Source organism: Fibrobacter sp. UWB12 (assembly GCF_900142485.1).
Classification (GTDB): domain Bacteria; phylum Fibrobacterota; class Fibrobacteria; order Fibrobacterales; family Fibrobacteraceae; genus Fibrobacter.
Genome location: NZ_FRAZ01000005.1, coordinates 128037 through 152778, shown reverse-complemented (window position 1 = coordinate 152778; position 24742 = coordinate 128037). Strand labels below are relative to the sequence as shown.

The following is a 24742-nucleotide window of genomic DNA, read 5'->3' as shown; positions in this document are numbered from 1 at the left end:
ATAATCAAAAGATATGGAATAATTGTCCATCAATACAAAAGATGCCCGACCGAAGTCGAGCATCAAATTCATTAAATCGTCGTTATCCCTACAAAAATCGGAATAATTACGTTCTTTTTTACGACTTGTCCTTCTTGGATTTGCCATAATAGCCATATTGACCATAATAGCCATAACCGTAACCAGATCTGTGTTCGCAGTGGTTCATAATGAAGGCCTTCGGCTTATCGCTATAGCGGTTCAAGTTCTGCAAAGCTTCCTGGATTGCTTCCATGGAATGGCGACCATAATGCAACACGATAAGAGTGAGGTCGGCCAACGGGCAAATCATATACGTATCGGCAACAAGGCTGAACGGAGGCGTATCGATGATAATCTTGTCGTAATGCGGACGAAGTTCTTCAACAAGATTCTTGAAACGTCCACCACGCAAAATTTCGAATGCCACGGACTTGTACTTACCGGATTCCAAGAGTTCAAGACCATCAACACCGCAAGTTTTGAATACAGCTTCTTCAAAAGTCTTCTTACCCAAGAGCACATCCGTTAGACCAACGTTCGTGAAACGGCAGGTTGCCTTACGCATGTCAGCATCGATGTAAAGCACCTTCTTTCCGACAAGTCCATAAGCAGCAGCAAGGTTTGTCGAAACAAAGCTCTTACCGACACCTGGAACAATACCGGTAATCATGATAATCTGATGATCACTATTTTCGGTATAGGAGAAGTCAATTGCAGTCAAGACAGAGCGGATAGATTCGCTAACAGTATCGTTCGGACATTCCTGGACAACGAACTTCCTATGAGACTTGCGAGATACTCCAGAATCGTGATGTTGCGGAATCTTAGCCAAAACGCTCGTATTGGTTTCGCGTTCAATTTCAGAGGAACTGCGAACACCATTCTGAATCATGCGCATCAAGAACACCAAGAGAACGCCAATCATGAACGAAGCAGCGACCGAGCAAATGATGATATTCACCTTCTTGGGCTTGCTCGGGCGCATGCTCATGCGAGCGAAGTCCACAATACGCACGTTGCCCACTTCACCAGCGCGGACCACACGCAGCTGTTGGATGTTATTCAGCATGTTGGTATAGACTTCGTTATTGACGGCAACGTCTTCCTTCAAGCGAAGAACTTCCTGCTGTGTCAACGGCATTCTTTCGGCGTTCTTCTTCAACTTCGAAAGTTCGGCCTTAAGTTTATTTTGCTGTTTAACAATCGTCTGAACATTGGGGTGTTCTTCCTTGAAAAGACGAGTTGCGGCTTGACGCTGCTGTTCCAATTGCAACAACTGCTTCTGCAAGTCTGCTTCTTTTTGCAAGTGAGCCTGAGTTTCACCCGTCACGTCCACAGAACCAATACGGAAGCGGTAGTCGGCCAAGACCTTTTCGGCGCTATCAAGCTTTGCCTTAACACCCGGCAACTGCTTTTCCAAGAATTCAAGAGTCTTGGCAGCTTCGGCACTCTTCATTTCGACATTCTGGCGCAAGTAGGTCTTTGCAATAGAATTCAAAATGGAAGCAGCCTTATCCGGATAGCGATGGCTATAGCTAGCTTCGATTATACCGGTCTGCTTGCCCTTTTCCTTGACGCTGAGTTTTTTCTTGAGAGATTCAATCGTCGTAAGATCGTCAGACTGAGAAAGAACGAACATCTGTCCCGGTTTAGCAAGCATCTTCGAAACGTGAATGTTCAACGTATCGCCTGCATACGGAGCCCTGTACATATCGCCAACTCGACCCTTCAGAATGACTCGTTCTTCCGGATCAAGGACCTCGTAAGAATCAGTGCCGATAACTTGAGCCTTCCATTTTTCACCGCGAGCAATTTCCGGAATATAGAGGGAATCCAAGTCCATTCGACCTTCTTTATGCGTAAAGCGGTCGACAACACCGATTGGAGTAGCATTAAAGCACATGCGTTCTGCATCAACCACATAGCTCAACACCATACGGCTCTTGATGAGTTCAATTTCAGCATCTGCAGGGCTTGCAGCATCGAGAAGTGCACCCATCTCACCCATGGCTTTACCAGCCTTGCTACCCTTAACATCGATCTGGAGCAAAACGTCGCTAGTATATTGCGGACGAAGCCAATAGGCAATGCAAACACCAATGACGGCACCGAACAGGACGAAAAAGAACAGAGTAAATTTCTTACCCCAAAGGATTTGAATCGCTTCAAGCAGCGTAATCGTGTCGGCATTCTGCGACGATTGACCTACAACCTTTTTATCTTCGTTCTCAGGCATTATTTTTCCTTCATTTGACAAAGCAACCAAAATGTCGCGACAAATTTAGCATTTATTTTAGTTTTGTTAAGTCAAATGGTTTTTATTGTTACAAAATTATCCTATCCCCCAAGAACTCGTAACCTATTTTGCAAATGGAAGAAGTTCCACGCGACGATTTTGAGCACGCCCATCGGCATCGTCATTGTCGGCAATCGGTTTTTCGGAACCATAACCGACAGCGCGCAAACGGTCGCGGTCAATACCCCTCTTGACAAGGTAGTCCACCACCACCTTCGCACGTGTTTGAGAGAGCTTCAAGTTCTTTGCATTGGAGCCCCTGTTATCGGTGTGTCCCTGAACTTCAAGATTCGCTTCAGGAATTCTGTTCATAAGAGCAACGATATCATTGAGGGTGCTATAGCTACTCTTGGTAAGTTTCTTGGACCCCGTCTTGAACTGGATACCCTTCTTGAGCTGGTCAAGGTCTTCTTTTTTATTGAGCGGGCATCCCTTTTCGTCTACTCGAACACCAGGGAGTGTATTGGGGCACTTGTCAAAGAAATCGGCAACGCCATCCTTGTCAAAATCAGGCAAGCAACCAAGAGAGTCAACAGCATGGCCAGACGGAGTACCCGGGCACTTGTCCTTGTAATCCGGAATACCGTCGCGATCCGTATCGAATACACAACCCGTGGAGTCGACTTCCATATTGGCAGCAGTATTCGGACATTTGTCGAGGTAGTCAGGAACGCCGTCATTGTCAAAGTCCATCGGGCAACCATTTAAGTTAACAGGAACGCTGGCCGGAGTATTCGGGCACTTGTCGTAATTATCGGCGACACCGTCCTTGTCAAAATCAAGCATGCAGCCAATAGAATCCACAGAAATACCCGCAACCGTATTCGGGCACTTGTCGACCACATCAGGAATACCATCATTATCGGAATCGACTCGAGCAAGGGAATCGGCAATTGCTCTTTCGCGAGCAGCAAGCTTTTCTAGATCTTCAATCGGGCATCCTTCGGCATCAACCTTCGTTCCCGCCGGAGTACGGGCGCACTTGTCGTTGTCATCAGAAACACCATCACCATCAGAATCCTTAGGCGAACCCTTTGCATCAATAGCGATACTCAAGAGAGCGGCTCCAGAAATAAACGGAGTGCTTGCATAAGCATATCTGGCCTTCACATTATGTTCACCTAAATAGTAAATCATATGGTCATCGCCAGCATAAATATCAGCAAAATGATCAAAGCCCTCAACAAAGGCACGTATTGCGACTTCGAGGCCAATAGCAAATTCAACATTGTACGGGAGATGGAAGCGCAAACCCGGGGTCAGGAGCATCGGGTCAACCATCGGGTCAAATTTGTATTGACCTTTACTCTGCAAACGCATTTCGGCAGAGAATTCAACAAACGGAGTCAACCAAGAAAGCGCATTCCAGTTCACACCGGAACTATAAACAAGGGTATTGACTTCGCTATGATCAAGAGGATAAACATAGCTAGCAGCAAGGTTCCAAGTAATCGGAGCCCCAATCTTGGTAAAATCAAACGTCAAAGCAAGACCTGCACCCATGACCCAATCATTGGCTGTAAACGGATGCGTATATCCACGAGAATTCAAGTACCAAACATGGCGAGGACGTACACCGGCAGATTTTTCACCCGTCGGAGCATAGAGGTCAAGCATAATGGCAGAACTGAAAACACCTGCCGAAGCAAACGGGAGACCAATCTTTGTAAAGATGTCTAAATCGCCGCGACTAGTGGTCCACATGTTCGCATACCCGCTAGGTCCCATAGCACCGGTAGGTCCCTTGGAATTGGCATGTTCATAGTAAACCGGGAGAGAAAGACCGATATCTAAAAAGTCAAGAAGACCGACACTCACAAAGAAGTTTCCAGCCTGCGAGTAGTCAACGTCATTGAATGAATAACGCTTATAGGTGTTCTTACCTGTCTTCACTTCAAAGATTCCGCCACGGGACAATGCCCAGGAACCAAAAGCGATGTTTCCCCCAGTACCGATGTTAAACATCCACTGGCCAAGAGTTTTCGCATTGATTTGGTGGAACCCCTCAGATCCACCCATGATTCCAGCCTGTGAAAAGGCTAGTGTTGTAGCAAGTAAGGCTAACGAAACGACCTTTTTCATAGTTCATCCCTCTTATTGACGTTTGAAAGTGTTAAGATTCTCCCATTCCTTAGATTACGCCCCCTTCAAAACAGTGCTATTGAACTGTTCAGGAGTCGTAAACGTAGGAACAATTTCATGCAATGCACGAATGGCTATTTCATCATTATTTTCAGAAGCAGCACACTTAAGTTTCCACAACTCGTTAATAAACTTTGATGTATCGATATCGATTTGCTTTCCGATGAAGATTAGCTTGTTCTTAGTCTTTTTCAGACCTTCTTCATTCATCAAAAGCTCTTCCTTAATTTTTTCACCAGGGCGCAGTCCCGTAAACTTGATAGGCACATCTTTATACGGCACCTTACCGTACATACGAATCAAGTTTTCGGCAAGCGTTACAATCTTGACCGGCATACCCATATCAAGCACAAAGATTTCGCCACCATGGGCAATACTTGCGGCTTCGAGCACAAGACTCACCGCTTCAGGAATAGTCATGAAGTAGCGGATAATTTCCGGATGCGTCACAGTAACCGGCTTGCCCTGCTCAATTTGACGCTTGAATAGCGGAATTACACTGCCATTAGAGCCAAGAACGTTACCAAAGCGAGTCACGACAAATTCAGTATTGCTGTCTTTCTGCATAGACATGAAACGAACAATCATTTCGCAGCAACGCTTGGAAGCTCCCATGACATTTGTCGGATTCACGGCCTTATCCGTACTGATCATCACGAACTTCTTGACATTGTTGAACATGGCAAGGGTAGCCACGTTGAACGTTCCAACAACGTTATTCTTAATGGCTTCCATCGGATTGTTTTCCATCAGCGGCACATGCTTATGGGCTGCGGCATGGAATACGACATCCGGATGATACGTCTTGTAAATTTTGCTCAAGCGGAAGTAGTCACGAACGCTAGCAATCAGAGTCACGAGATTGAGCGACGTTCCATATTCCATCAGCAATTCTTGCTGGATATCATAAGCATTATTTTCGTAAATATCGACGATGATAATTTGTTTTGGCTTATACTTTGCAATTTGACGAACAAGTTCACTACCGATGCTACCACCACCGCCAGTCACCATACAAACCTTGTTTTCGATATAGGCAAGAATGTCCTTGTTATCGAACTTGATGGGTTCACGCCCTAGCAGGTCCTCGACCTTGATATCACGAATCTGAGTGACGAAATTAGTAGCCTCTCCTTCATTAGCAGGTTGCAAAAGAGAACCGACAAACGGAAGGACTTTAACCGGAAGTCCGGTCTTACCACACAAATCCATAATCACTTGACGATCTTTGGGCGGGCAACTCGGGATAGAAAACAGAATCTGCTCAATATTTTCTTGCTTTGCAATTTTCGGAATCTCGCTTGTACCGCCGGCGACAAGCACTCCTTCAAACGGCTTGCCGATTTTATAGCGATCGTCATCGATGAGGCAAACCGGATTAATCTGGGATGCAGACGATGTCGCAAGCCCCTTCTCGGCTTCATCGGAACTATTCCTGATTTCGTTGAGCAAGAGCTTTGTAGCGTTTCCCGCACCGATAATCATGGTCCGTTTCTTCAAAGCATCACGATGTCCAAATTCAACAAGAGAAATAAACGCATTGCGGAACATGTAACGGAAAAAACAAACGCCCAAGCTTGCAATAAGGGCCTGAACCAAAGCGAATTCCCAATACAGTTCGCCCCTGACTAAATAAAAGAAAAAGTGTGTAGCAACAAGACCAGAGAATATACCCTTGATGCAACTCAGGTAATCATACCGGTTGAGGTAGCGCCAAAGCTTATTATAGGCACCATAGAACAACAGGGCGCTAAAGCAAAGAATAACACTTAAAAAGAAAATCGCAAATTGATCGGCGCGGTCAATCGCTTTCGCATACAAAGGTAAAGGAAAGTTTGCAAAAAGTCCAGCAACAACAACGATAAAAGCATCCGCAAGAGCCAAAACGCGCTTGCGAACTCTAAAATTTGAGAATAATCCCATTATTTTGGACATACCCAACTCTCTTTAATTATTTAAGCAAGTTTAAATGCTTCATAAATCCCGTTAACAAGATAGCTACAAATAATTACCAATGGAATGTAGCTCTCGAGAAAACACCCCTATTTTCCCCAAAAAGAAGTTCCAGTTCAAAAGAAGCATATTGTCCACTATAGCTAAACGACGGTGCAATCGTGTATTGCAAAGGTGCATTATTAATGAACTTCTTTCTCTTCGTCTTGTAAGGGTCGTCAATATTGCTACCATAATCAATTCCCTTCCAAAGCCACTTATTATGGAGACTAAAGAAAAACCTTGCCGAAGCATTCCAGAAAAGGCGGCTATAAAGGGTCCAGTCTATGGCAAGAGAATTTGGGCCATTCGGGTTGCCCAGCGGAAGACCAAGGTGCGCAATCTGCGCCTGAGCCGTATCGTAATGGCAATAAGTAAATGGTTCCACACGTGCAATTTCGGCGATAGTCCCCAACTGCAAAGCCTTGCCTTTCACTTCCATATCGCGAGCAATCTGGAAACCAAACATGGCGGCCCAGCGGTTATTGCTATAACGGTTCTGGTAAACAGCATACGGAGACTCCATATCGTCGAGGAAGAATTCACCGTAGACACGAGCCATCTTGAACAATTGCACGTTGAAGTCGAATGCGAGTGCGCCATTATTCACATGTTCAGAGTAATTTCCCTTTTCAATAAAAAGCGGAGCTACCGGCACAAAGAGCCACGGCTTGTTCTCATTATAAAGGACCTGCAATTCAGAAATACCGAATGTTACGTTCTTGAAAGCAAGTTCATAGCGATGCGCGTAAAGATTGCGGTCATTCAAATTATCCATGCTATAACTCCATGAGTCCACACGAAGGTCGGCATAGATAGTGTAAATGCGCAACGGACCAAACGTCAAGTCCAACGAAAGCATGTTATACGGAAGCGCGAACTGGTTAAGCGAAAGGTTGTTGTAGTAACCAGGGCCCCAGTGCAAAACATCACGAGCTAATTGGAGGCGTGCCCAAGCGTAATTGAACGCAAAGTGAGCACGATAGCGGGCAAAACTCACATAATCAATTCCGCCATCGCCATTGTCTTTCGATTGCACATCGAAAACTTCATAGTCATAGCTTTTAGGCTTTTTTGCAGAATGACCTTCGGCATAAATTCTAGCATCAAGGTCAAAATCAAGAGAGTCCGCAAAACCGCGGATGAAAAGTCCGCCATCAATCGACGGCCATATCGTATCGCCAACTACCGACGAAGACTTGTAATCAATTCCCAAAATCGGAGAAACCGCAATCGCAAACCGGTGAGAGGAGTTGCTATCGTTTTCAAAAAAAGCCATCGCATTCTTATGATTCTTGTAAAAATCCTTTCGGAACGTCGTATCGCGGCGCGGATAAGTGAAAAAATGTCGTCCCTCGCCCACCGTCTGACGATGGTATTCAAAAAGCATCGGGGCGTAATCCAGCCCTCGCAAGTTGCGGGTACGCTCAGAACCGATAACCGGCGAAGAACCGATTTCGGCATAAACCATCGTTGCTAAAGCAAGACCAATTAAAAAAGCTTTCATTTCTCCCTCAACGAACCTAGTTCCTATTCCTCGGCATCCTTGTCGATGACTTCGGCTGCGGAATCACCGTGAAGCGCCACAAGGCGGACACCATCAAGAGTCAAGTAAGGATCGTAAGTATCGATAATCTTTGTATGCCCGACAATGGTTCTACCCCAACCACCAGTTGCAAAAACAGGAACATCTTTCTTCCCCATTTCCTGCTTAATTTTTGCAACGAGCGTTTCGAGTTCTGCCATAAATCCAAACAGGAGACCCGCTCGGATTGCATCATCCGTGTTATTTGCGATAAGATGCTTTGGCCATTCAATGCTGACCGGCAAAAGACGAGCCGCTTTTTCCGTAAGCACATCGAGGCTTGCGCTGATACCAGGAATAATGATACCACCGGCAAACCCGCCATCCTTCATTACATCAAAGGTCGTGGCAGTTCCCATGTCAATGACAATAGCATCCGTCAATCCGCGTTCCTTGAGCGCAATGATATTGCAAAGACGGTCTGCACCAAGCGTGCTCGGGTTCGGGTACGCAATCGGGCAATTGAGGCAGTTTGAGGAACTCACCACTTGCACAGGGCGCTTGAGAAGGGTTTGCAAAGCCTTGACCCACGGACGTTCAAGCGAAGGGACCACAGTCGAAAGTCCCACATGCGTCACAGATTCGGGCTTGATTTTCGAAAAATGAATAAGGCCACCCACGCGGTTCATCACTTCGTCCGAAGTGGTTTCCTTGCGAGTTGTAAGTCTCCAATGATCAACAACCTTGTCGCCCTTGAATATACCAAGTACCGTATGTGAGTTGCCCACATCGACAACGAACGACAAAGTATTCTTTAAATTCTTTTTCATCGCGGTAAAAGATAGTAATAATCAATTAGTTATTGGTTGATGGTTATTGGTCATTGGTTTTTATAATCGCAGCATAGCTGCCAAATTAAAAACTAATAACTAAAGACTAATGACTATTGACTAGTTTAAAAAAAGCCTGCTTCAATTCTCGTGTCGCTTTTTCCGGATCGGCGGCTTTCATAATTGCCGAAACAGCGCAAATGCCAGAAATGCCAGACCCCTTGAGGACATCAATATTATCCTTGTTCAGCCCGCCAATAGCATTAACCTTGATGGGAACAGCCTTCACAATAGCCTTGAGCGTATCTACACTCGTAAGAATCGTAACGACCTTAGTCGTTGTCGGATAAATCGCCCCCACGCCCAGGTAATCGGCTCCTTGCTCATACGCTTCAAGAGCCTGCGGAACAGTCTTCGTCGTGGCTCCAATTATTTTATCTGCCCCCATCAATCGACGCGCCAGCGCCACCGGCATATCCGTCTGCCCCACGTGCACGCCTTCGGCCCCGATAGCCAAAGCGACATCAACGCGGTCATCGATTATCAGCGGAATTCCATAACGCTTGGTCACCTCATGAGTCGCAGTCGCAAGTTCCATGTATTCGCGCGTCGAGCGGTTCTTTTCGCGCAATTGAATAAGCGTAGCCCCGCCTTTGCATGCAGCCTCTACAGTAGGCAAAAATTTTTCAGCAGGAACACTAGTACTATCTGTAATGAAATAAAGCGTTGTATCAAGATTTTTCATGTTTTTAAAGGTAGAAAAAATACTCCGCTTTGGAATAAAGCCATTTAAAGTATGGAAAATTGTGCTTTTTCTCACGAAATTTACATTTTTCTTGCAAAAACATGTCGCAAATCTTTAAACATTTTATATCTTTGAGAAAAAGGCTATTGCCATAAAATATGGAGCGATATTATGAGAACTATAAATTCAAAGAGGGGTATAACCCTCATGGAGCTTATGGTGGTTCTCGCTATTATGAGCATTCTCTCCACCGTAGCTATGCCAAAGATGTTTGGTGCCGGAGAAAAGGCTCGTGAGAAAATCGACCTTATGAAGCTCTATGACCTCAGAAACGCTATCAACTTAGCGCTTATTGAGGACATGGATGCAATGACATACTACGAACCATCAGAAGCTATAAACAATCCAACGAACAAGAATACTCTAATTAATAGACTAAATGAAGGTCTTTCATCCGATCAAGGAGCTGCCCTTTTCGTAATCGAATTGCATGATAGGTATTCCATAAACATTCAGGGACGTCATGATAAAGCTAATACAAAGTACAATGTTAGCGAATTAATTGGCCAAGATGGAACTTTCTATTGGGCATTGAAAGACGCAAACTTTGACGGCGTTGCCGACATTATCGCCGACCGATATAAAAAGGGCGGAGATGCCAACGTTAAAAATGGAGGCGATACATATACATCGATTCCATGGAAAAAAGGCTCCTCCACATACTACCGAACAGCACCCAAGAGAACAATATTCCAAAGTAAGGCACTTAATGCAGGCAAGAAGGAAAACGACAACGAACGTTTCACTGTGAGCCTCCGTTGGTCCGACCCTGACAATCCAGGTTTCTCCGTTGAAGTTTACATTCTTCCACACGAAGGCAGCTGGAATACAGCTTACAGGTCGAAATATGGAACATGCTTCTCTACATACGGCCGCAAAGGTTGCGCAAAGAGCAAGTAATTTAAAATGAATTAACAAAACGCCCCGGATTTTTCCGAGGCGTTTTCTTGTAATTGCGAAAGCCTGAACCTAATAGTAACTGCGCCGAAGGCTCATTACACGTAGAGATAGTCGTTCAGCACGGGTTGCATACCTTCGCTGCTCATGTCGGCGTACATCTTGTCGATGCTGCGGCCGTCATTGATTTCGAACTGTTCGTCACCGCCTTCCCCATCATCGTGACCACTGTATTTGCTTTCGTGGTCGCCAATGCCGGTAGAGACGCCTGCGGAAATCTTCGTGGCGGCGATTTTCACGATGCCATTGCGGAATTCCTTGCTTTCGCGGCTAGATACTGTGATGCCCACGAACGGGAGGAAGATGCGGTAAGCGCAAAGCACTTGGCAAAGTTCACGTTCATGGACATCGAGCGGACTGATTTTTTCGTTATTCACAATCGGGCGTAAACGCGGGCAGCTGAGGCTCATTTCGGCATGCGGATACTTCTTTTGCAAGTAGTAAACGTGCAGAGCGCTGGCGAGTGCATCACGGCGGAAATCCGAAAGTCCGAGAAGTGCCGAGAATCCGCAACCGCGCATGCCACCCATGAGAGCGCGTTCCTGAGAATCAAAGCGGTACGGGAATACACGCTTGTGACCGAGCAAATGAAGCTGTTCATAGCGCTTACGATCATACGTTTCCTGGAACACGGTCACGTAATCGACGCCACATTCGTGCAAGTACTTGTATTCATCGACATTCACCGGGTAGACTTCGACACCCACGAGCTTGAAGTACTTGCGGGCAAGCTTGCAAGCTTCACCGATGTATTCGACACTGCTCTTAGCGCGACTTTCGCCAGTGAGCAACAAGACTTCTTCCATGCCGCTATCGGCGATGACCTTCATCTCGTGCTCAATCTGTTCCATGTTCAACTGCATACGCTTAATGTGATTGTAGCAGTTGAAACCGCAATAGACGCAGTAGTTTTCGCAGTAGTTTGCGATGTAAAGCGGCGTAAAGAGATAAACGTTGTTGCCGAAATGGCGACCCGTCTCAATCTTTGCCTTGGCGGCCATTTCTTCGAGGAACGGAGCAGCCGCCGGAGAAAGCAAAGCCTTGAAATCTTCGATAGTGCAAGTATCATGCTGCAACGCAAATTTCACATCGCGAGCGGTGTACTTGGAAGCGTCGTAACTTTCGAATGCATCAAGAACTTTGTCGCGGATGTCGGAGTGAATCACTTCCATTCCCGGCAGATATTCCATGATGTCCGTGCGGACAGACGGGTCTGTTTCGATTCTGTGCTTGCGTTCTAGAGCCGCCGGCGAGAGATTTCCAGAATCAAAAAAGTAATTGTTGTCTTTGCGTTCTGCCATCTTAATCCCTCAAGAATCCTGTAAGCGGGTCAGATGCAGATGCGCCACGAGAAAGCACACGGCCAAGCCCAGCAAGGTAAGCCTTGCGGCCGGCTTCAATGGCAAGTTTGAATGCGGTTGCCATTTGCGTAAGGTCGCCTGCGGTTGCAAGAGCGGTATTTGCCATGATGGCGGCGGCGCCCATTTCCATGGCGGCACAAGCTTCGGACGGTTTACCGATTCCCGCATCCACGATAATCGGGAGCTCGATTTCGTCAATCAAAATTTGGATAAAGTCTTTTGTGCAAAGTCCCTTGTTCGAACCAATCGGCGATGCCAGCGGCATCACGGCGGCAGCACCGGCATTCACGAGGTCACGAGCCACGTTCAAATCCGGGTACATGTAAGGCATCACCACAAAGCCTTCCTTCGCAAGCGTTTCGGTAGCCTTGATGGTTTCGGCATTGTCCGGGAGCAAATACTTGGTATCGCGCATGATTTCGATTTTCACGAAGTCGCCGCAACCGAGTTCACGGGAAAGTCTTGCAATGCGGACAGCTTCTTCGGCATTGCGAGCGCCCGACGTGTTCGGCAAAAGCGTGACGTTTTTCGGGATGTAGTCGAGGATGTTTTCGTGTTCCTTCGTATTTGCACGACGAACGGCAAGCGTTACAATTTGAGCGCCAGCATCTTTTACAGCCGCTTCAATGAGTTTGAGGGAATACTTTCCAGAACCGAGAATAAAACGAGAATCAAATTCATGACCGCCAATAACAAGTTTGTCAGAATTCATTTGCATGTCCTTTATGTTAAACTTCTAGACCGGCAATAATCCGGATAATCGTGAGCGCCTCATGCGCTGCGCAAATTTGAACTCGCGGAGCTAAAAGCGCAAGCCCTTCAGCCACATCGCTTTTGCCATCGCCACAGAGATAAAAACGTTTTGTAATCTTACGCGTCTTGATGGAATTTGCATCGTCTGTGCCCGCCATACCAGAGGCCGCTACGAGATACTTTTGCGGATACTTTTCAAGCACGGCGTTTACAAGCATCGATTTTGCTTCGGGATTGTCGAACGCTTCGCATACAACGTCTGCGTTTGCAACAAACTTATCTACATTCGCCTCTGTGATTTTTTCGTCGTACGCTTCGACTTCCACGTATGGTGCAATTTCTTTCAAGTTCTTGACGAGAGCGAGCGCTTTGGGTTTTCCGACTTGAGATGCCTTGTACTGCTGGCGCTGCAGGTTCGTCACTTCAACACGGTCAAAATCCACAAGAATAAGCTTCTTGATACCTGCACGAGCAAGATTTATGGCAACATTAGAGCCGAGTCCACCAGCACCACAAATTGCAACTGTGGCCTGTTCCAGTTTTTGAACGATATCTTCGCCTTGCTTTTGTACGAGTGCGCGTCGGAACTCTTCCCTGCTCGGGATTTTATCGCAGGCCATCACCCGCCTCCAACAAAATTCACAACTTCGACGACATCCCCCGCTTCGAGGACGACTTCAGCATATTTCGCCTTGGGGACAATTTCCAGATTGCGTTCAACGGCTATGCGCTTTGTATCGTAATTTGCAGATACCAAATATTCGGCAATGGTCATGCCTGCTGCCGCGACATCTTCACCGTTGATTTTGACTGGATTCGAGTTCAAATGAACCTCCCTACGTTGGCATTATCCAAATCAGGTTCGGTCGAAGTTTTCAACTTCCTCTCAGCCCGTTGTACGAGCTCCCGTAAACATGATAAAATTAACTATTGAAGGGGTATTTGGCAAGTAATTAGGGCGGTTGCCGCGCTATTTCCAAAAGCAAAAATGCCCCGCGGAGTAGCGGAGCATTTCAAAAGATTTTGAGAAGTAAGATTACTTATCCTTAGCAAATTTCTTAGAGGCGGCCTTGACCTTCGGATCGTTCTGAGCGTCCTTGATCTTCTGCTTGATACCATCTTCGATGGACTTCTTGAGCTTTGCAGCGAGGTTGGGGAAACGGTCTTCCAGGGAATCACTAAAGACAGCCGGCTTCTTTGCAGCAGCAGGAGCAGCGCCCTTGCGCTTACCGTTGAACGGGCGCTTTTTCTTGGACGGAGCCTTCTTTACTTGAGATTTTTCTTGGGATTTTGTTTCCTGAGGCTTAACTTCTTCTGTGGATTTGACTTCTGCTTCTTCTGCCATAAATATACCTCTTGGAAAATTGTTTAAGTTGACGGGCGCAAAGATAGTAAAAAACTATGAAATTGCAAGTGAACACGCTATGGTCCTTAGTTATTAGTCAGTAGTCGTTAGCCAAATAGCCGTACCTTTTGAGGCATCATCAACTATTGACCAATGACTATTGACTAGGTTCTAGATTCAATCCAATGCGCGAGGACTGTGATATCGGCGGGGCGCACTCCAGGCACGCGGCTTGCTTGCCCGAGCGTAAGCGGCTTGTGGGCATTGAGGCGCTGGCGGCTTTCAATACTGATGGCCGTAATGGACATGTAATCGAAGTCCGGCGAAAGCTTAACCTTTTCCATCTTCTTCTGGTCGTCTATTTCGCGTTCCTGACGGTCGAAGAATCCGGCATAGAGCTCTTCGGCGTACATGTACCACTGGTCACGGCGCGTGATTTGGGCATCGGGAGCTGCCACCTTAATGAAGGTTTCAGGGTCGATTCCCGGACGGCGGAGCACGTTAATCCAGCGGGTGCGTTCGGAGGCAAGAGCCTGACCGCCCGCTTCGAGAATGACGTTTGCTTCTTCCGGTGTTGCAGACGTTTCTGCAAATTTCGTCTTGAGATCAGCCATGAAGTTACGGCGGCGGTCCCAATCAAACCAGTCTCGGTCGCTAATCATGCCAATTTTGCGAGCCTTTTCCTTGAGGCGCATCTCGGCATTGTCGCTGCGAAGGAACAAGCGGTATTCGGCACGGCTCGTGAACATGCGGTATGGTTCATCGAGCAAGATGTTCACAAGGTCATCGACCATCACGCCGAGATAGCTTTCGGAGCGTCCAAGAATGAACGGTTCCTCACCCTTGACCTTGAGGGCCGCATTGATGCCAGCCATAAGGCCCTGACCGGCGGCTTCTTCGTAACCGCTCGTGCCGCAAACTTGGCCTGCAAAATAAATTCCAGGCACGTTCTTACATTCAAACGTCGGATAAAGCTGCGTGGCATCCACGGAATCATATTCGACAGCGTAACCGATTTGCAAAACCTTTGCGCACGTAAGACCCGGAATCGTGTGGATGGCAGCAAGCTGGATGTCAGCCGGCAAGCTTGAACTAAAGCCATTGATGTACACACGCCCGATGTCAGCCTGTTCCGGTTCGAGGAACAGCTGGTGCCCGTCGCGGTCGCCAAAACGGTTGATTTTATCTTCGATACTCGGGCAGTAGCGCGGGCCCTTGCCGTGGATACGGCCGCTGAACATCGGGCTGTCCTTGAAACCGCTACGCAAAATATCGTGCGTTTTGATGTTCGTACGGGTAATCCAGCAAACGCAATCATTGCGGATAAACTTATTGACTTGGTCGCCCCAGAACTTGTCGGGAGTTGCGCCGTCAAAATGACGGTCACTCATCGGCCACGGTTTATCATCGCCATGTTGCACATCACATTCATTAAAATCAATCGAATCAGGATCGAGGCGACTCGGCGTTCCAGTCTTCAAGCGACGCAAACGAATTCCATTCTTTGCCAAACATTCCGAAAGTTTATCTGCACTCGGTTCGCCCACTCGCCCACCGATGCTCGTTTCAAGACCGGTAAACATCTTGGAGGCAAGGAACGTTCCGCTCGTAATGACGAGCGCACGCGTGATGTAGCGGTCGCCGTTCAAGAGCGTGAGTTCCAAGCGACCATCGTTCATGCGTTCAAACGATGCCAGTTCACCTTGAATCAGCGTAAGCCCCTGCAAACTTTCCATTGTTTCGCGGGCAACTTCGCTGTAATACTTCATATCGCATTGCGCACGCGGCCCCCAAACGGCAGGGCCCTTGCTCATGTTGAGCATGCGGAACTGGATACCCGCCTTGTCAGTCAAAAGACCCATGAGGCCACCAAGAGCGTCAATGTCGCGAACAATTTGGCCTTTCGCTACACCACCCACAGCAGGGTTGCAAGACATTCGACCAATAGCGTTCAAATCCATCGTAAGCATGGCGGTTTTGACACCGATTTTCCATGCAGCATGGGTTGCTTCAATTCCAGCGTGACCGCCTCCGACAACAACGACATCAAATTCTGCGATAATCATGCGCCAAATTTAAAAAATAACGGGCAATACGGCTATAAAAAAATGCACTACAAAAAAGAACGCATCCCGCGATGCGAGATGCGTTCCAAAAAATTATATCAGAAGAATTACTTCTTTGCCTTGGGCGGCTTTACTTCCTTCTTGGGTTGCTGCTTGGCTTCCGGAGCCTTTGCAGTATCTGCAGCCGGCTTCACTTCAATCTTCCATTCGACGTTCTTGCCTTGGAGGAGTTCCGAGATTTCCTTCTTCAAGTCATCCTTTTCGCGTTCGAATGCTGCGTACTGCTTGTACGTGCCATCCGGATTCACGAGGTAAACCTTAGGAACATAGCCATCGCTATAAAGTTCACCGAACTGACGAGATTCATCCCACATAACGCTGATGTTTTCGTCAAACTTAGCATCGTCAATGAAGCGACGGATGCCCGGCTTGTTGTTTCCACCGCTAGCGATAGAAACGGTCGTGAGGCCCTTCGGAGCAAATTCCTTTGCAATTTCAAGAATCTGCGGAGCTGCATGAGCGCAGTGACCGCAAGTTGCAGAGAAGTAGAACATGAGGAGCGGCTTGCCAGCAAATGCACTCAGGTCTTCGCCCTTGACAGTGATGCCCGAAGCCTTCACACTGAAGTTCATCTTAGCAGGCATGCCATTTGCAAGAGTATCACCACGGAGAGAGGCAACTTCAGCCTTGAGCTTTTCTTCTTCTTCCTTAGCCTTTTTCATCCTTTCTTCGTTAAGTTTCTTCGATTTTTCCATGAAACGGTCGCCGACAGCCTTCAAAGTGTCGTCCGGAACAGTCATCGTGTACGTAGTGTCACGAACGCGCTTACCAGCATCACGAATACCGAGGATAAAATACTCACCATCAAATTCTGTATCGAACTGACGACCTATGCTGTAGAACTGATTACCGAACTGGAAACCAACGAGGTAAGAGAACTTTTGCTGTTCAGAAGGAACTTCCGGGAGCGTCACCTTTTCATTCTTCACGGCCGGAGCGGCACTGACCGGCAAAGCCTTACGAAGAGAATCCACATAAGCGCGAATCTGGTCACCGTCCATGTTCTTAGTCACATTCGTATCCGGTTGAACCTTAACATAACGTTCACGCATAGCACTCTGGATTCGTCTGCTAATTGCACCAAGAGAATCCTGCGGGAGCTGCAACTTGATGGTAGAATCCTTCATGTTGCCGAAAGCATCACGGAAAGCCTGAACAACAACGTCTTCGTCAATAGCTTCACCAGTTTGCCACGGAAGGTTCGAGAAGTTCTGAAGACCGAACTGAGCACCAAGCATGTATGCAAATTTTTGGTCATCCGAAGAATCAGGTGTAATAGCTGCTGTTTTAGCAATCGGTTTTTGTGCTTCACCGCAAGCAATTAGAGCAAGAGCTGCAGCACCAAGAGCAATCTTTTTCAGTTTCATTTTTTAAAGACTCCTTAAAGTCAAAATCGCTAGGAGTGGTACCACCCCTATTTTCGCGTTCTAATATACATAATTTTAACGGAGTGAATCACGGACAAACCCATTTTCAGGCTGTCCATCGAGCACTTTAAACGTGGTTGATCCAATAACGGCCCCATCTTTATATGCCGTTTCCACACGATACGTCCCCATAGGGATATTTTTCTTCCGAGAATAGCTGCGGTAACCTTGATCCCGCCCCCCTCGAATAACCATTCGACTAGATGTAATTTTATCCGTTAATTTAAATTTATTTGTAGATGGTTCCTTGTAATACCAACGATACTCTATTGGGGCCTTAAGTTCTGCAGGCGCATAAACGGATGACATAAAGTAAATTTCATCCCCTTCACCTTTGTGAATGGTTAAGCCCTTAAAACCAATTCTTTGCCAAAAATCGGGATTATCGGCATCACACGAATACGTTTCACGATCAAAATTTTTGCACACGATTTGTTGTTTTAAAACAAGCGGCACCGGAGCAATCCAATTTGCAAGATAGGATACTGACAAAACAACACTAATCGTTATGGGAGCTATCAAAAAGAATTTATTGCGAGCAAAATCACGCAAAGATTTCATCCAAAGTAAATAGCAAATTCCAACGGACAATAGTGTGCTTAAAAAGAACCAAAATGTTCCCATACCATGAACTAAATGTGGTATCAAAAAGTTAAAGAACATCGTTCCAAGCAAGCAGAAAAATGCAAGGCAAACACCAAAGTTTTCGTACTTCTTTTTCAAGAATTCATTGCCAACGAGGAGCATCGCCAAAACAAGCACAAAGATAAACGCAGCTATGGAACCTGAACTTTTGAAATAGCAAATAACGAGAGCACTACAGAGATTTCCAAAACAAAACTGAACAAGCCAAGTCAATCGGTCAATCCAACTTTGCGGCCATTCGATAGACAATACCTTATGATAAAAGCGATGCAAAACTTTAGACTCTGATTCATCTTCATTTGCATTATCGCAGCAATCGACATTTTTTCGCGTAGCAATGAAGTAAATTGCAACAAGAGCGACCACATAATAAAAAGATAAAAAGACAAGGTCCGAACCATAGACCTTACTCCCTATCGTCATCGAATCCCAGCTGAATCCGCCTAAAAAAGCAAAAGCCGGAAAAAACTTCTCCGTTTTTTGAATAGCGGATTTTTCCCGCAACCTGTTTAAAAATTCCATGACTGCAAAATACAAAAAAAGCTAAATTTACGCCGTAAAAATTTTAAAAGGTCATTACAATGAAACTCTCCAAGTACTTCTACGTAACGCTCCGCGAAACGCCGAGCGACGCCACCATGCCCTCCCACATCTTCCTCATGCGCGGCGGCTATATCAAGCCCGTTTCTACCGGTATCTACTCCATGATGCCGATGGGTTTCCGCGTGATCCAGAAGATCGTGAACATCATTCGCGAAGAAATGAACAAGATTGGCGGTATCGAAGTGGACCTGCCGGTGGTGCAGACCGCTGAACTCTGGAGCGAATCTGGCCGTTACCAGGCCATTGGCGAAGAACTCCTGCGCTTCAAGGACCGCAACAACCACAACATGGTGCTCGCCATGACGCACGAAGAAGCCATGACCGACCTCGTGCGCTACGTGCTCAACAGCTACAAGCAGCTCCCGGTGATGCTCTACCAGTTCAAGACCAAGTACCGTGACGAAGCCCGTGCCCGCGGCGGCCTTATCCGCGTCCGCGAATTCTTGATGAAGGATGCTTACAGTTTCCACACCAGCCAGGAAGACCTCGACCGTCACTACCAGGAAGAATACGACGCCTACCTCCGCATCTATCGTCGCGTGGGCATTGAACCGGTGGTGGTGCAGAGCGATACGGGTATCATGGGCGGTAAAGTCGCTCACGAATTCATGCTCGACACTCCGAACGGCGAAGACTACTTGATCCTTTGTAAGAAGTGCGGTTATCAGGCCAACCGCGAAATCGCTAAGTTCCAGCGCGTGCCGTTCAAGGGCGACGAGAACGCAGCCCTCGAAAAGGTCGCTACGCCGAACAGCGAAAGCATCGAAGAAATTACCAAGTTCCTGAACGTTCCGGCAGAATCTACTGCCAAGTGCGTGTTCTTCGACTTCGAAGGCAAGCTCATCACGGTCGTGGTTCCGGGCAATCTCGATGTTTCCGAAATCAAGCTCCACAACCTCCTGAAGGCCAAGGAACTCTACCCGGCCGAAGACAGCCTCATCAAGGCCTGCGGCATGGTTCCGGGCTTTGCATCCCCAATCAATTCTCACGATACGCGCGTCATCGTGGACGAAGCGATTGCCGATTCCTTCGACCTCGTGACGGGCGCGAACGAAGAAGGCTTCCACTTCAAGCATTGCAACCCGAAGCGCGACTTCCCGAAGTTCGAAGTTGCCGACATCGCCGAAGCTTCCGAAGTCTGCAAGTGCCCCTGCTGCGGCGAACTCCTCACGGAAACCCGCGGTATCGAAATGGGTAACATCTTCAAGCTCGGCACCAAGTTCTCTGAATCTATGGGTGCTAAGTTCCTCACCGCCGAAAAGACCACCGCTCCCGCCATCATGGGCTGCTACGGCATCGGCGTGGGCCGCTTGATGGCATCCGTCGTGGAAAACAGCCACGATGACTTCGGACCGATTTGGCCCAAGTCCATCGCTCCGTTCCAGGTCGAAATCGTCCCGATCGGCAAGGAAGCCGAACTCGTGGAACTCGCCGAGAAGTTCGAGAAGGAACTCGAAGCAGCCGGCATCGACGTGCTCGTCGACGATCGCGACGAACGTCCGGGCGTGAAGTTCAAGGACGCTGACCTCTGGGGTTCTCCGGTGCGTATCGCCATCGGCAAGAAGGGCCTTGTGAACGGCGAAGTTGAATGGAAGTTCCGCAACGAAAAGCAGTTCACCATGGTCAAGGTCGAAGACGTCATCGCCAAGGCCAAGGCATACTTCGCTGAATAGTCATTCATCATTCCAGCCTTGTGCTGGAATCTAGATGCAAAAACACCTCTGCTTCAGCAGAGGTGTTTTTATATAAATCCCAAAAGTCTATACAATTAAGACCAGTACGCTTTCAAAGAGAACTTCCGAGCCTTAAGGCGAATTGGAATCAAATGCACAAATTCAACCCAATTATTGATAAAGCTCCAAAATACTTCTATCGGGTCAAACATAAACAATTGCAAAGGACGATGCATTCTTGCAAACCATCTTATAAAAGCATTGCGCTTTTGCCTTGGTGCAAAGCTACCGAAAGCCCCACCTTTAACGACTTCCTGTAAAAAAATCATCCCCAATTTACGGTTCGGCTCACAAATCATTTTTTGAGCATCCAGCTTAAAGATATACTCCAACACCCACATTAAAGCAGAAGCGGTCCTGTACACCCCAAAACGACGCAACACCGAAGATACCTCAGCGCGCTCACTTTCCGAAGCATTCTGCAAAAGCACATAATAATCTACGAGATGCTTTAAACCTATACCCGACTCGAAAAAATGACGATGGATATGTTCTAGTTGCATAACCAAAGCAAATTTTACAGAAGGGACATAAAACCCTTCCGGAACAAGTTCAATATTTTTGATTTCGTTTTCCAGATAACGTTGCAATCGTCTATTTGCAAACGGATTGAAAACTGAAGAAGCCGGCCTATAATGAACCTCAACCGCAACACCATCAAACTTTTGATGCAAATGAAAATGATGCGGTGAAAAATGGGTCAAACATTTATGAAGTTCTTTACGATAAGTTTTATAATCGAACCAGCTAATTTTGGGAAAATCTTCTAACAACCCCATGCGTTTCAGCAAATCAAGCACTTTTTGTCGACCGCCTTCGACCCAAATATCGATATCACCGCATTGTCTAACAAACGGATCAGGATAAAGTCTTGCATTAGCAGGTCCCTTAAGGATGGCGCTACGGAAACCTTCGGCAGCAAACATTTCCGTCAAACGAGCGGCGACACCATTCAACAGTTGATTTTGCCCTTGAATCGTTTCCGTTGCACAAGCCCACTTTAGAAAAAGCGGACGAGGAGGACGATCAGAAGCCGGCAGTAAGCGAATTCCCTGAAATTCTAGTCCCACAACTCGTTGTTGAACAGCATAGCTATACACATTACCCCATTTCTCTGGAGAAATCGGGCAGTCAGGAACTGTTTTCGTCATCGCAGAACGCAATAACGAAAAGAACATATTCATTTTTGCAGAAGTCTTAGTTTCAAACATTAACAACACCAAAGCTACAAAAAAAATCGGAAATATATAGTCCCGATTATACAGATAGCAACCCAACTTGACTTAAAATCATTTCACCCTCTTGCATAGTCCTTGTAAAATTGATTATCTTATAAACGTATGATGAACTCTATTGACTGGTCTGTGGGCTGGTGCTATATCTGCACCGTGCTATTGCTTTTATTGATTGTCACCATTTTGCTGTTGCTCGACTACTGGAAAAGGCAACGGCTTTACACGCTTTTTGCGGGTAACCTGGGTGAGTTCATCGTCGTTCTTTCGGACAAGTTTGAATTTATCAGTTCACTGCCGCAGTTCATGTCGGACCCGCTCTTTGACAACTTGAGCAAAGACCGTCTGTTCAGAGACATTTTGCCGCCCAAGGACTGGGCTCGTCTCAAGCTCTATTTTGACGATATCGACAAGCACCCAGAAATGCCGTTCATGTTTTCGTACAAGCGCGATGACGGAACGATGCTTTGGTTCGAAATGCGCTGTAAACACCAGCGACTTTCAATGGATGAATCCCGTTACATCTGCTTGATCAAGAATATATCGAACACCGTCGAAAACCAGCATCGCCTTGATGAAGCCGAGACAAAGCTCAAGTCTTTATTGCGCAATACCGGCGACTTTTTGTGGAAATTCGATTTCGAAAGCCGTCAGCTATTTTTGCTCACTCCGATGATGGACGACGACTATCGTGATGTTCCTCGTTCTGGAGGTGTTGTCGACGTAGAATCACTCATGCCTGAAGACGATTTCAAGTTGCTCGAACGCGTGATGAACGAATGCATGATGAAAGCAGGCGGTGAAGCGGCATACGACGACAAAGGCCACTTGCTCGATGAACAGAGCCAGCTGAATCGCCTCGCCAATGAAAACGCACGCTTTGGCACGCTCAAAATACGTTGCTGGAATAGCGAAAAGAACCTCGTGTGGTACGATTTCCGTGGGCACCTCGCCCCCGACGACGAAGACCGCATCGTGATGATGGGTTCCGCCCGCCGCGTCGAAACATCTCCCGAAATTCCATTCCTCATGAAGAGTGGCGTCGAAGAATCTCTAATAAACTCGCTTTTCAACTTCCCGAACATCGGTATATTCTGGGTAGACCGCAACTTCACCATTCTCGGGTGCAACAACGCGTTCGCCACAGATTCCGGCTTTGCCAAAACAGACGAAGCCGTCAATCAATCTTTGAAAGATGTCATCTCCGTCAAGTACCTCCCCTATTATGATTCCATGATCAAGGACGTATTTGATAACGGTTCACCCAAGAGTTGGAAAGGAAAATTTGATGACGGCGACTGGATTTGCACAATCAATGTCGTGCCGATGCTCAAGTCGCTCCTTAAGTCCGGCTATACCGTGAGCCGCGTGCTGTGCGTCTACATGCGAATTTCAGGATAAGATACGTTTTAAGTTAAGGTTCTATTGCACCGGTATGGCAATCGTAGATTCCATAGGAGAAAAACGGCTTCCCTTCCTCGAACTTCTGGCCTTCGCGCTTTTTCTTCTCGAGACTTGCCTTCAGGCGTTCCGCAATCTTCGCAATGACCTTCTCGGGAATAATCCCGTCTACGCTGTTGCCGTGTTGAGCTTCCTTAGCGTCCTGGTATGTGACCGTGAAACGCCCCTTCTTGTACACAACCTCGAAAAAAACGCCGACTTTTTGCGACATGAAGGCCTCAATAGCCTTCCCAACAAAATTTCCCTCTTCCCGTTGATTGGAATCCACGACGACCCAGTTATGAATCTGGTCCTGTGCAAAAGAAACCGTATCGCCCAGCTTGGTTTCCTTGACCTCGACCAAATTATTGGCCACGACGCCCTGGAATTTCTTCCCTGCGCACCAAATGACCCGTATAAAGGCCATTTCCTTGACGCCATCCTTGTCGCTGACATTCATCTGCACAAACAGGTTCCGCTTTTCACGCACATAGTCACCCGAAATGTATTTCTGCTTGACCGCAGGGAACATCGCCTTGGATTTTTCGATATAGGGCGCGACAAACTTCTGCATCTCGGGCGACATGTAATACAGCATGTCCTCAGCCGCATGACTGTATACGCAAAACGCCACAAGCAAAAAGAATACACGAAAGAGCTTAAACATAAAGATTCTCCTTACATTTATTCGAAATATATACAAAAAAACACGCTTCGATAGAAGCGGACTTTAATCGTTCTGCTTCAACGATTCTTCTTCATAAAATCTTATCGGGAATGTTGCAACTTCATCCGAATTCATTTTCGGAAATTTCCAGTAACTTACCGCTTTCTGGACATCTTCGTCAAAAGCCCTATCGCCGGTAGTCGTTGAGTCTATTTGGACTTTTTGAACGGTGCCGTCTGCATTGATATTCAACCTTAAAACAATTGTTCCACTAAAAACGGGCTTTTTCTTTAAATGCCTATGATAAACAATACGAAATCCTGGCGCACGCGAACGAATCGCCTTTAAAATTAAAGCCTTATCGGAATCATCGCTACTAGCCAATTTTAATTCATCTTTAAATGGTGTTTCTACAAAGATTCTTAGCTCCTTTTCTACGGGTTTTCCATTTATTGTATAGTCCCCATTTTCATCTCTTTGAACTATACATTCCTCACCTGGAGGGCATCCATAAAGTAAAGTTGTACCAGTAAGATTCCTCTTAAGTTCCCTTAAGGATTCATCCCCATCTGCAATAATTTTTAATACGCGGTCCCTGTGCGTTTTCTCGTAATCTTCCTTTTTCACGTCCAAGGACTGTTCCGTATTAACCTTTTCCTGTTCCGGAGATTTATCCGCATTCTTATCGGCGTCGCTGCAACTTGCCCACAGCACCGCCACAGCCAAAAGCACAAAATTATTCCAGCATTTTCTAAATAAACTCGCCATATTTTATATATAGAAAAAGTCCGACTCTTTCGAGCCGGACTTTAAAACGCAGAGAGCAAAACGAGAGCAAAACA

Annotated in this window: 20 protein-coding genes and 1 riboswitch; of the genes, 3 read left to right on the top strand and 17 right to left on the bottom strand. The window is 46.7% G+C overall.

Features of this window, described 5'->3' with window-relative positions; genetic code table 11:
- Positions 1 to 118: 118 nt before the first annotated feature.
- The 6 genes from BUA34_RS08975 to thiE form a co-directional block, all read right to left on the bottom strand.
- Positions 119 to 2257 carry a polysaccharide biosynthesis tyrosine autokinase gene (locus BUA34_RS08975; protein ID WP_072828533.1) on the bottom strand — a complete coding sequence of 713 codons (2139 nt, stop codon included), beginning with the start codon at positions 2255 to 2257 and terminating at the stop codon, positions 119 to 121.
- Positions 2258 to 2380: 123 nt separating this feature from the next.
- A complete protein-coding gene (locus tag BUA34_RS08970; protein ID WP_072828531.1) occupies positions 2381 to 4399 on the bottom strand; it encodes an OmpA family protein in 2019 nt (672 codons plus the stop codon).
- A 54-nt stretch (positions 4400 to 4453) separates the two neighbouring features.
- The gene (locus tag BUA34_RS08965) at positions 4454 to 6394 is read right to left on the bottom strand and encodes a polysaccharide biosynthesis protein (protein WP_072828529.1); all 1941 of its coding nucleotides are present in this window, start codon (positions 6392 to 6394) and stop codon (positions 4454 to 4456) included.
- Between the two features lie 73 nt (positions 6395 to 6467).
- Positions 6468 to 7958, bottom strand: a complete 1491-nt coding sequence (locus tag BUA34_RS08960; RefSeq protein WP_072828527.1) for a hypothetical protein — start codon at positions 7956 to 7958, stop codon at positions 6468 to 6470.
- Positions 7959 to 7981: 23 nt separating this feature from the next.
- Complete coding sequence (locus tag BUA34_RS08955) at positions 7982 to 8806, bottom strand: type III pantothenate kinase (protein ID WP_072828525.1); 825 nt, start codon at positions 8804 to 8806, stop codon at positions 7982 to 7984.
- A gap of 106 nt (positions 8807 to 8912) precedes the next feature.
- On the bottom strand, positions 8913 to 9551 hold the full coding sequence (gene thiE, locus BUA34_RS08950; RefSeq protein ID WP_072828523.1) for a thiamine phosphate synthase: 639 nt from the start codon (positions 9549 to 9551) through the stop codon (positions 8913 to 8915).
- Between the two features lie 171 nt (positions 9552 to 9722).
- Here thiE and BUA34_RS08945 point away from each other — a divergent pair, with 171 nt between their 5' ends.
- Positions 9723 to 10511: a type II secretion system protein gene (locus BUA34_RS08945; RefSeq protein WP_072828521.1), complete on the top strand. Its 789-nt coding sequence runs from the start codon at positions 9723 to 9725 to the stop codon at positions 10509 to 10511.
- Between the two features lie 95 nt (positions 10512 to 10606).
- Here the strand turns inward: BUA34_RS08945 and thiH are convergent, their stop codons facing one another.
- The 8 genes from thiH to BUA34_RS08905 all read right to left on the bottom strand — a co-directional run bounded on the left by thiH (position 10607) and on the right by BUA34_RS08905 (position 18747).
- Positions 10607 to 11869 (bottom strand): 2-iminoacetate synthase ThiH, encoded by a 1263-nt coding sequence (gene thiH / locus BUA34_RS08940; protein WP_072828518.1) that lies wholly within the window; start codon positions 11867 to 11869, stop codon positions 10607 to 10609.
- A gap of 1 nt (position 11870) precedes the next feature.
- On the bottom strand, positions 11871 to 12641 hold the full coding sequence (locus BUA34_RS08935; RefSeq protein ID WP_072828516.1) for a thiazole synthase: 771 nt from the start codon (positions 12639 to 12641) through the stop codon (positions 11871 to 11873).
- 16 nt (positions 12642 to 12657) lie between these two features.
- Positions 12658 to 13302, bottom strand: a complete 645-nt coding sequence (gene thiF, locus BUA34_RS08930; protein WP_072828514.1) for a thiamine biosynthesis protein ThiF — start codon at positions 13300 to 13302, stop codon at positions 12658 to 12660.
- A complete protein-coding gene (gene thiS / locus BUA34_RS08925) occupies positions 13302 to 13508 on the bottom strand; it encodes a sulfur carrier protein ThiS (protein ID WP_072829037.1) in 207 nt (68 codons plus the stop codon). Before thiS ends, thiF begins: the two co-directional genes overlap by 1 nt.
- A riboswitch (TPP riboswitch) is annotated at positions 13499 to 13602 on the bottom strand. It overlaps the preceding gene by 10 nt.
- Positions 13603 to 13718: 116 nt before the next feature.
- Positions 13719 to 14027: a hypothetical protein gene (locus BUA34_RS08920; RefSeq protein ID WP_072828512.1), complete on the bottom strand. Its 309-nt coding sequence runs from the start codon at positions 14025 to 14027 to the stop codon at positions 13719 to 13721.
- Positions 14028 to 14191: 164 nt separating this feature from the next.
- On the bottom strand, positions 14192 to 16093 hold the full coding sequence (gene mnmG / locus BUA34_RS08915; protein ID WP_072828510.1) for a tRNA uridine-5-carboxymethylaminomethyl(34) synthesis enzyme MnmG: 1902 nt from the start codon (positions 16091 to 16093) through the stop codon (positions 14192 to 14194).
- Between the two features lie 107 nt (positions 16094 to 16200).
- The gene (locus BUA34_RS08910) at positions 16201 to 17520 is read right to left on the bottom strand and encodes an FKBP-type peptidyl-prolyl cis-trans isomerase N-terminal domain-containing protein (protein WP_072828508.1); all 1320 of its coding nucleotides are present in this window, start codon (positions 17518 to 17520) and stop codon (positions 16201 to 16203) included.
- A gap of 75 nt (positions 17521 to 17595) precedes the next feature.
- Positions 17596 to 18747: a DUF2914 domain-containing protein gene (locus BUA34_RS08905; RefSeq protein ID WP_072828506.1), complete on the bottom strand. Its 1152-nt coding sequence runs from the start codon at positions 18745 to 18747 to the stop codon at positions 17596 to 17598.
- A 59-nt stretch (positions 18748 to 18806) separates the two neighbouring features.
- Here BUA34_RS08905 and BUA34_RS08900 point away from each other — a divergent pair, with 59 nt between their 5' ends.
- The gene (locus BUA34_RS08900) at positions 18807 to 20501 is read left to right on the top strand and encodes a proline--tRNA ligase (RefSeq protein WP_072828496.1); all 1695 of its coding nucleotides are present in this window, start codon (positions 18807 to 18809) and stop codon (positions 20499 to 20501) included.
- A 95-nt stretch (positions 20502 to 20596) separates the two neighbouring features.
- On the opposite strand, the gene BUA34_RS08895 is transcribed toward BUA34_RS08900, so the two are convergent.
- A complete protein-coding gene (locus BUA34_RS08895) occupies positions 20597 to 21772 on the bottom strand; it encodes a nucleotidyltransferase domain-containing protein (RefSeq protein ID WP_072828495.1) in 1176 nt (391 codons plus the stop codon).
- Positions 21773 to 21901: 129 nt separating this feature from the next.
- On the opposite strand from BUA34_RS08895, the gene BUA34_RS08890 reads away from it, so the two are divergent.
- Positions 21902 to 23194: a PAS domain-containing protein gene (locus tag BUA34_RS08890; RefSeq protein WP_072828493.1), complete on the top strand. Its 1293-nt coding sequence runs from the start codon at positions 21902 to 21904 to the stop codon at positions 23192 to 23194.
- A gap of 13 nt (positions 23195 to 23207) precedes the next feature.
- Here BUA34_RS08890 and BUA34_RS08885 read toward each other — a convergent pair whose 3' ends face one another.
- Positions 23208 to 23900 (bottom strand): DUF2314 domain-containing protein, encoded by a 693-nt coding sequence (locus BUA34_RS08885; RefSeq protein WP_072828491.1) that lies wholly within the window; start codon positions 23898 to 23900, stop codon positions 23208 to 23210.
- Between the two features lie 63 nt (positions 23901 to 23963).
- On the bottom strand, positions 23964 to 24632 hold the full coding sequence (locus BUA34_RS08880) for a TonB family protein (RefSeq protein ID WP_175545439.1): 669 nt from the start codon (positions 24630 to 24632) through the stop codon (positions 23964 to 23966).
- Between the last annotated feature and the right edge of the window lie 110 nt (positions 24633 to 24742).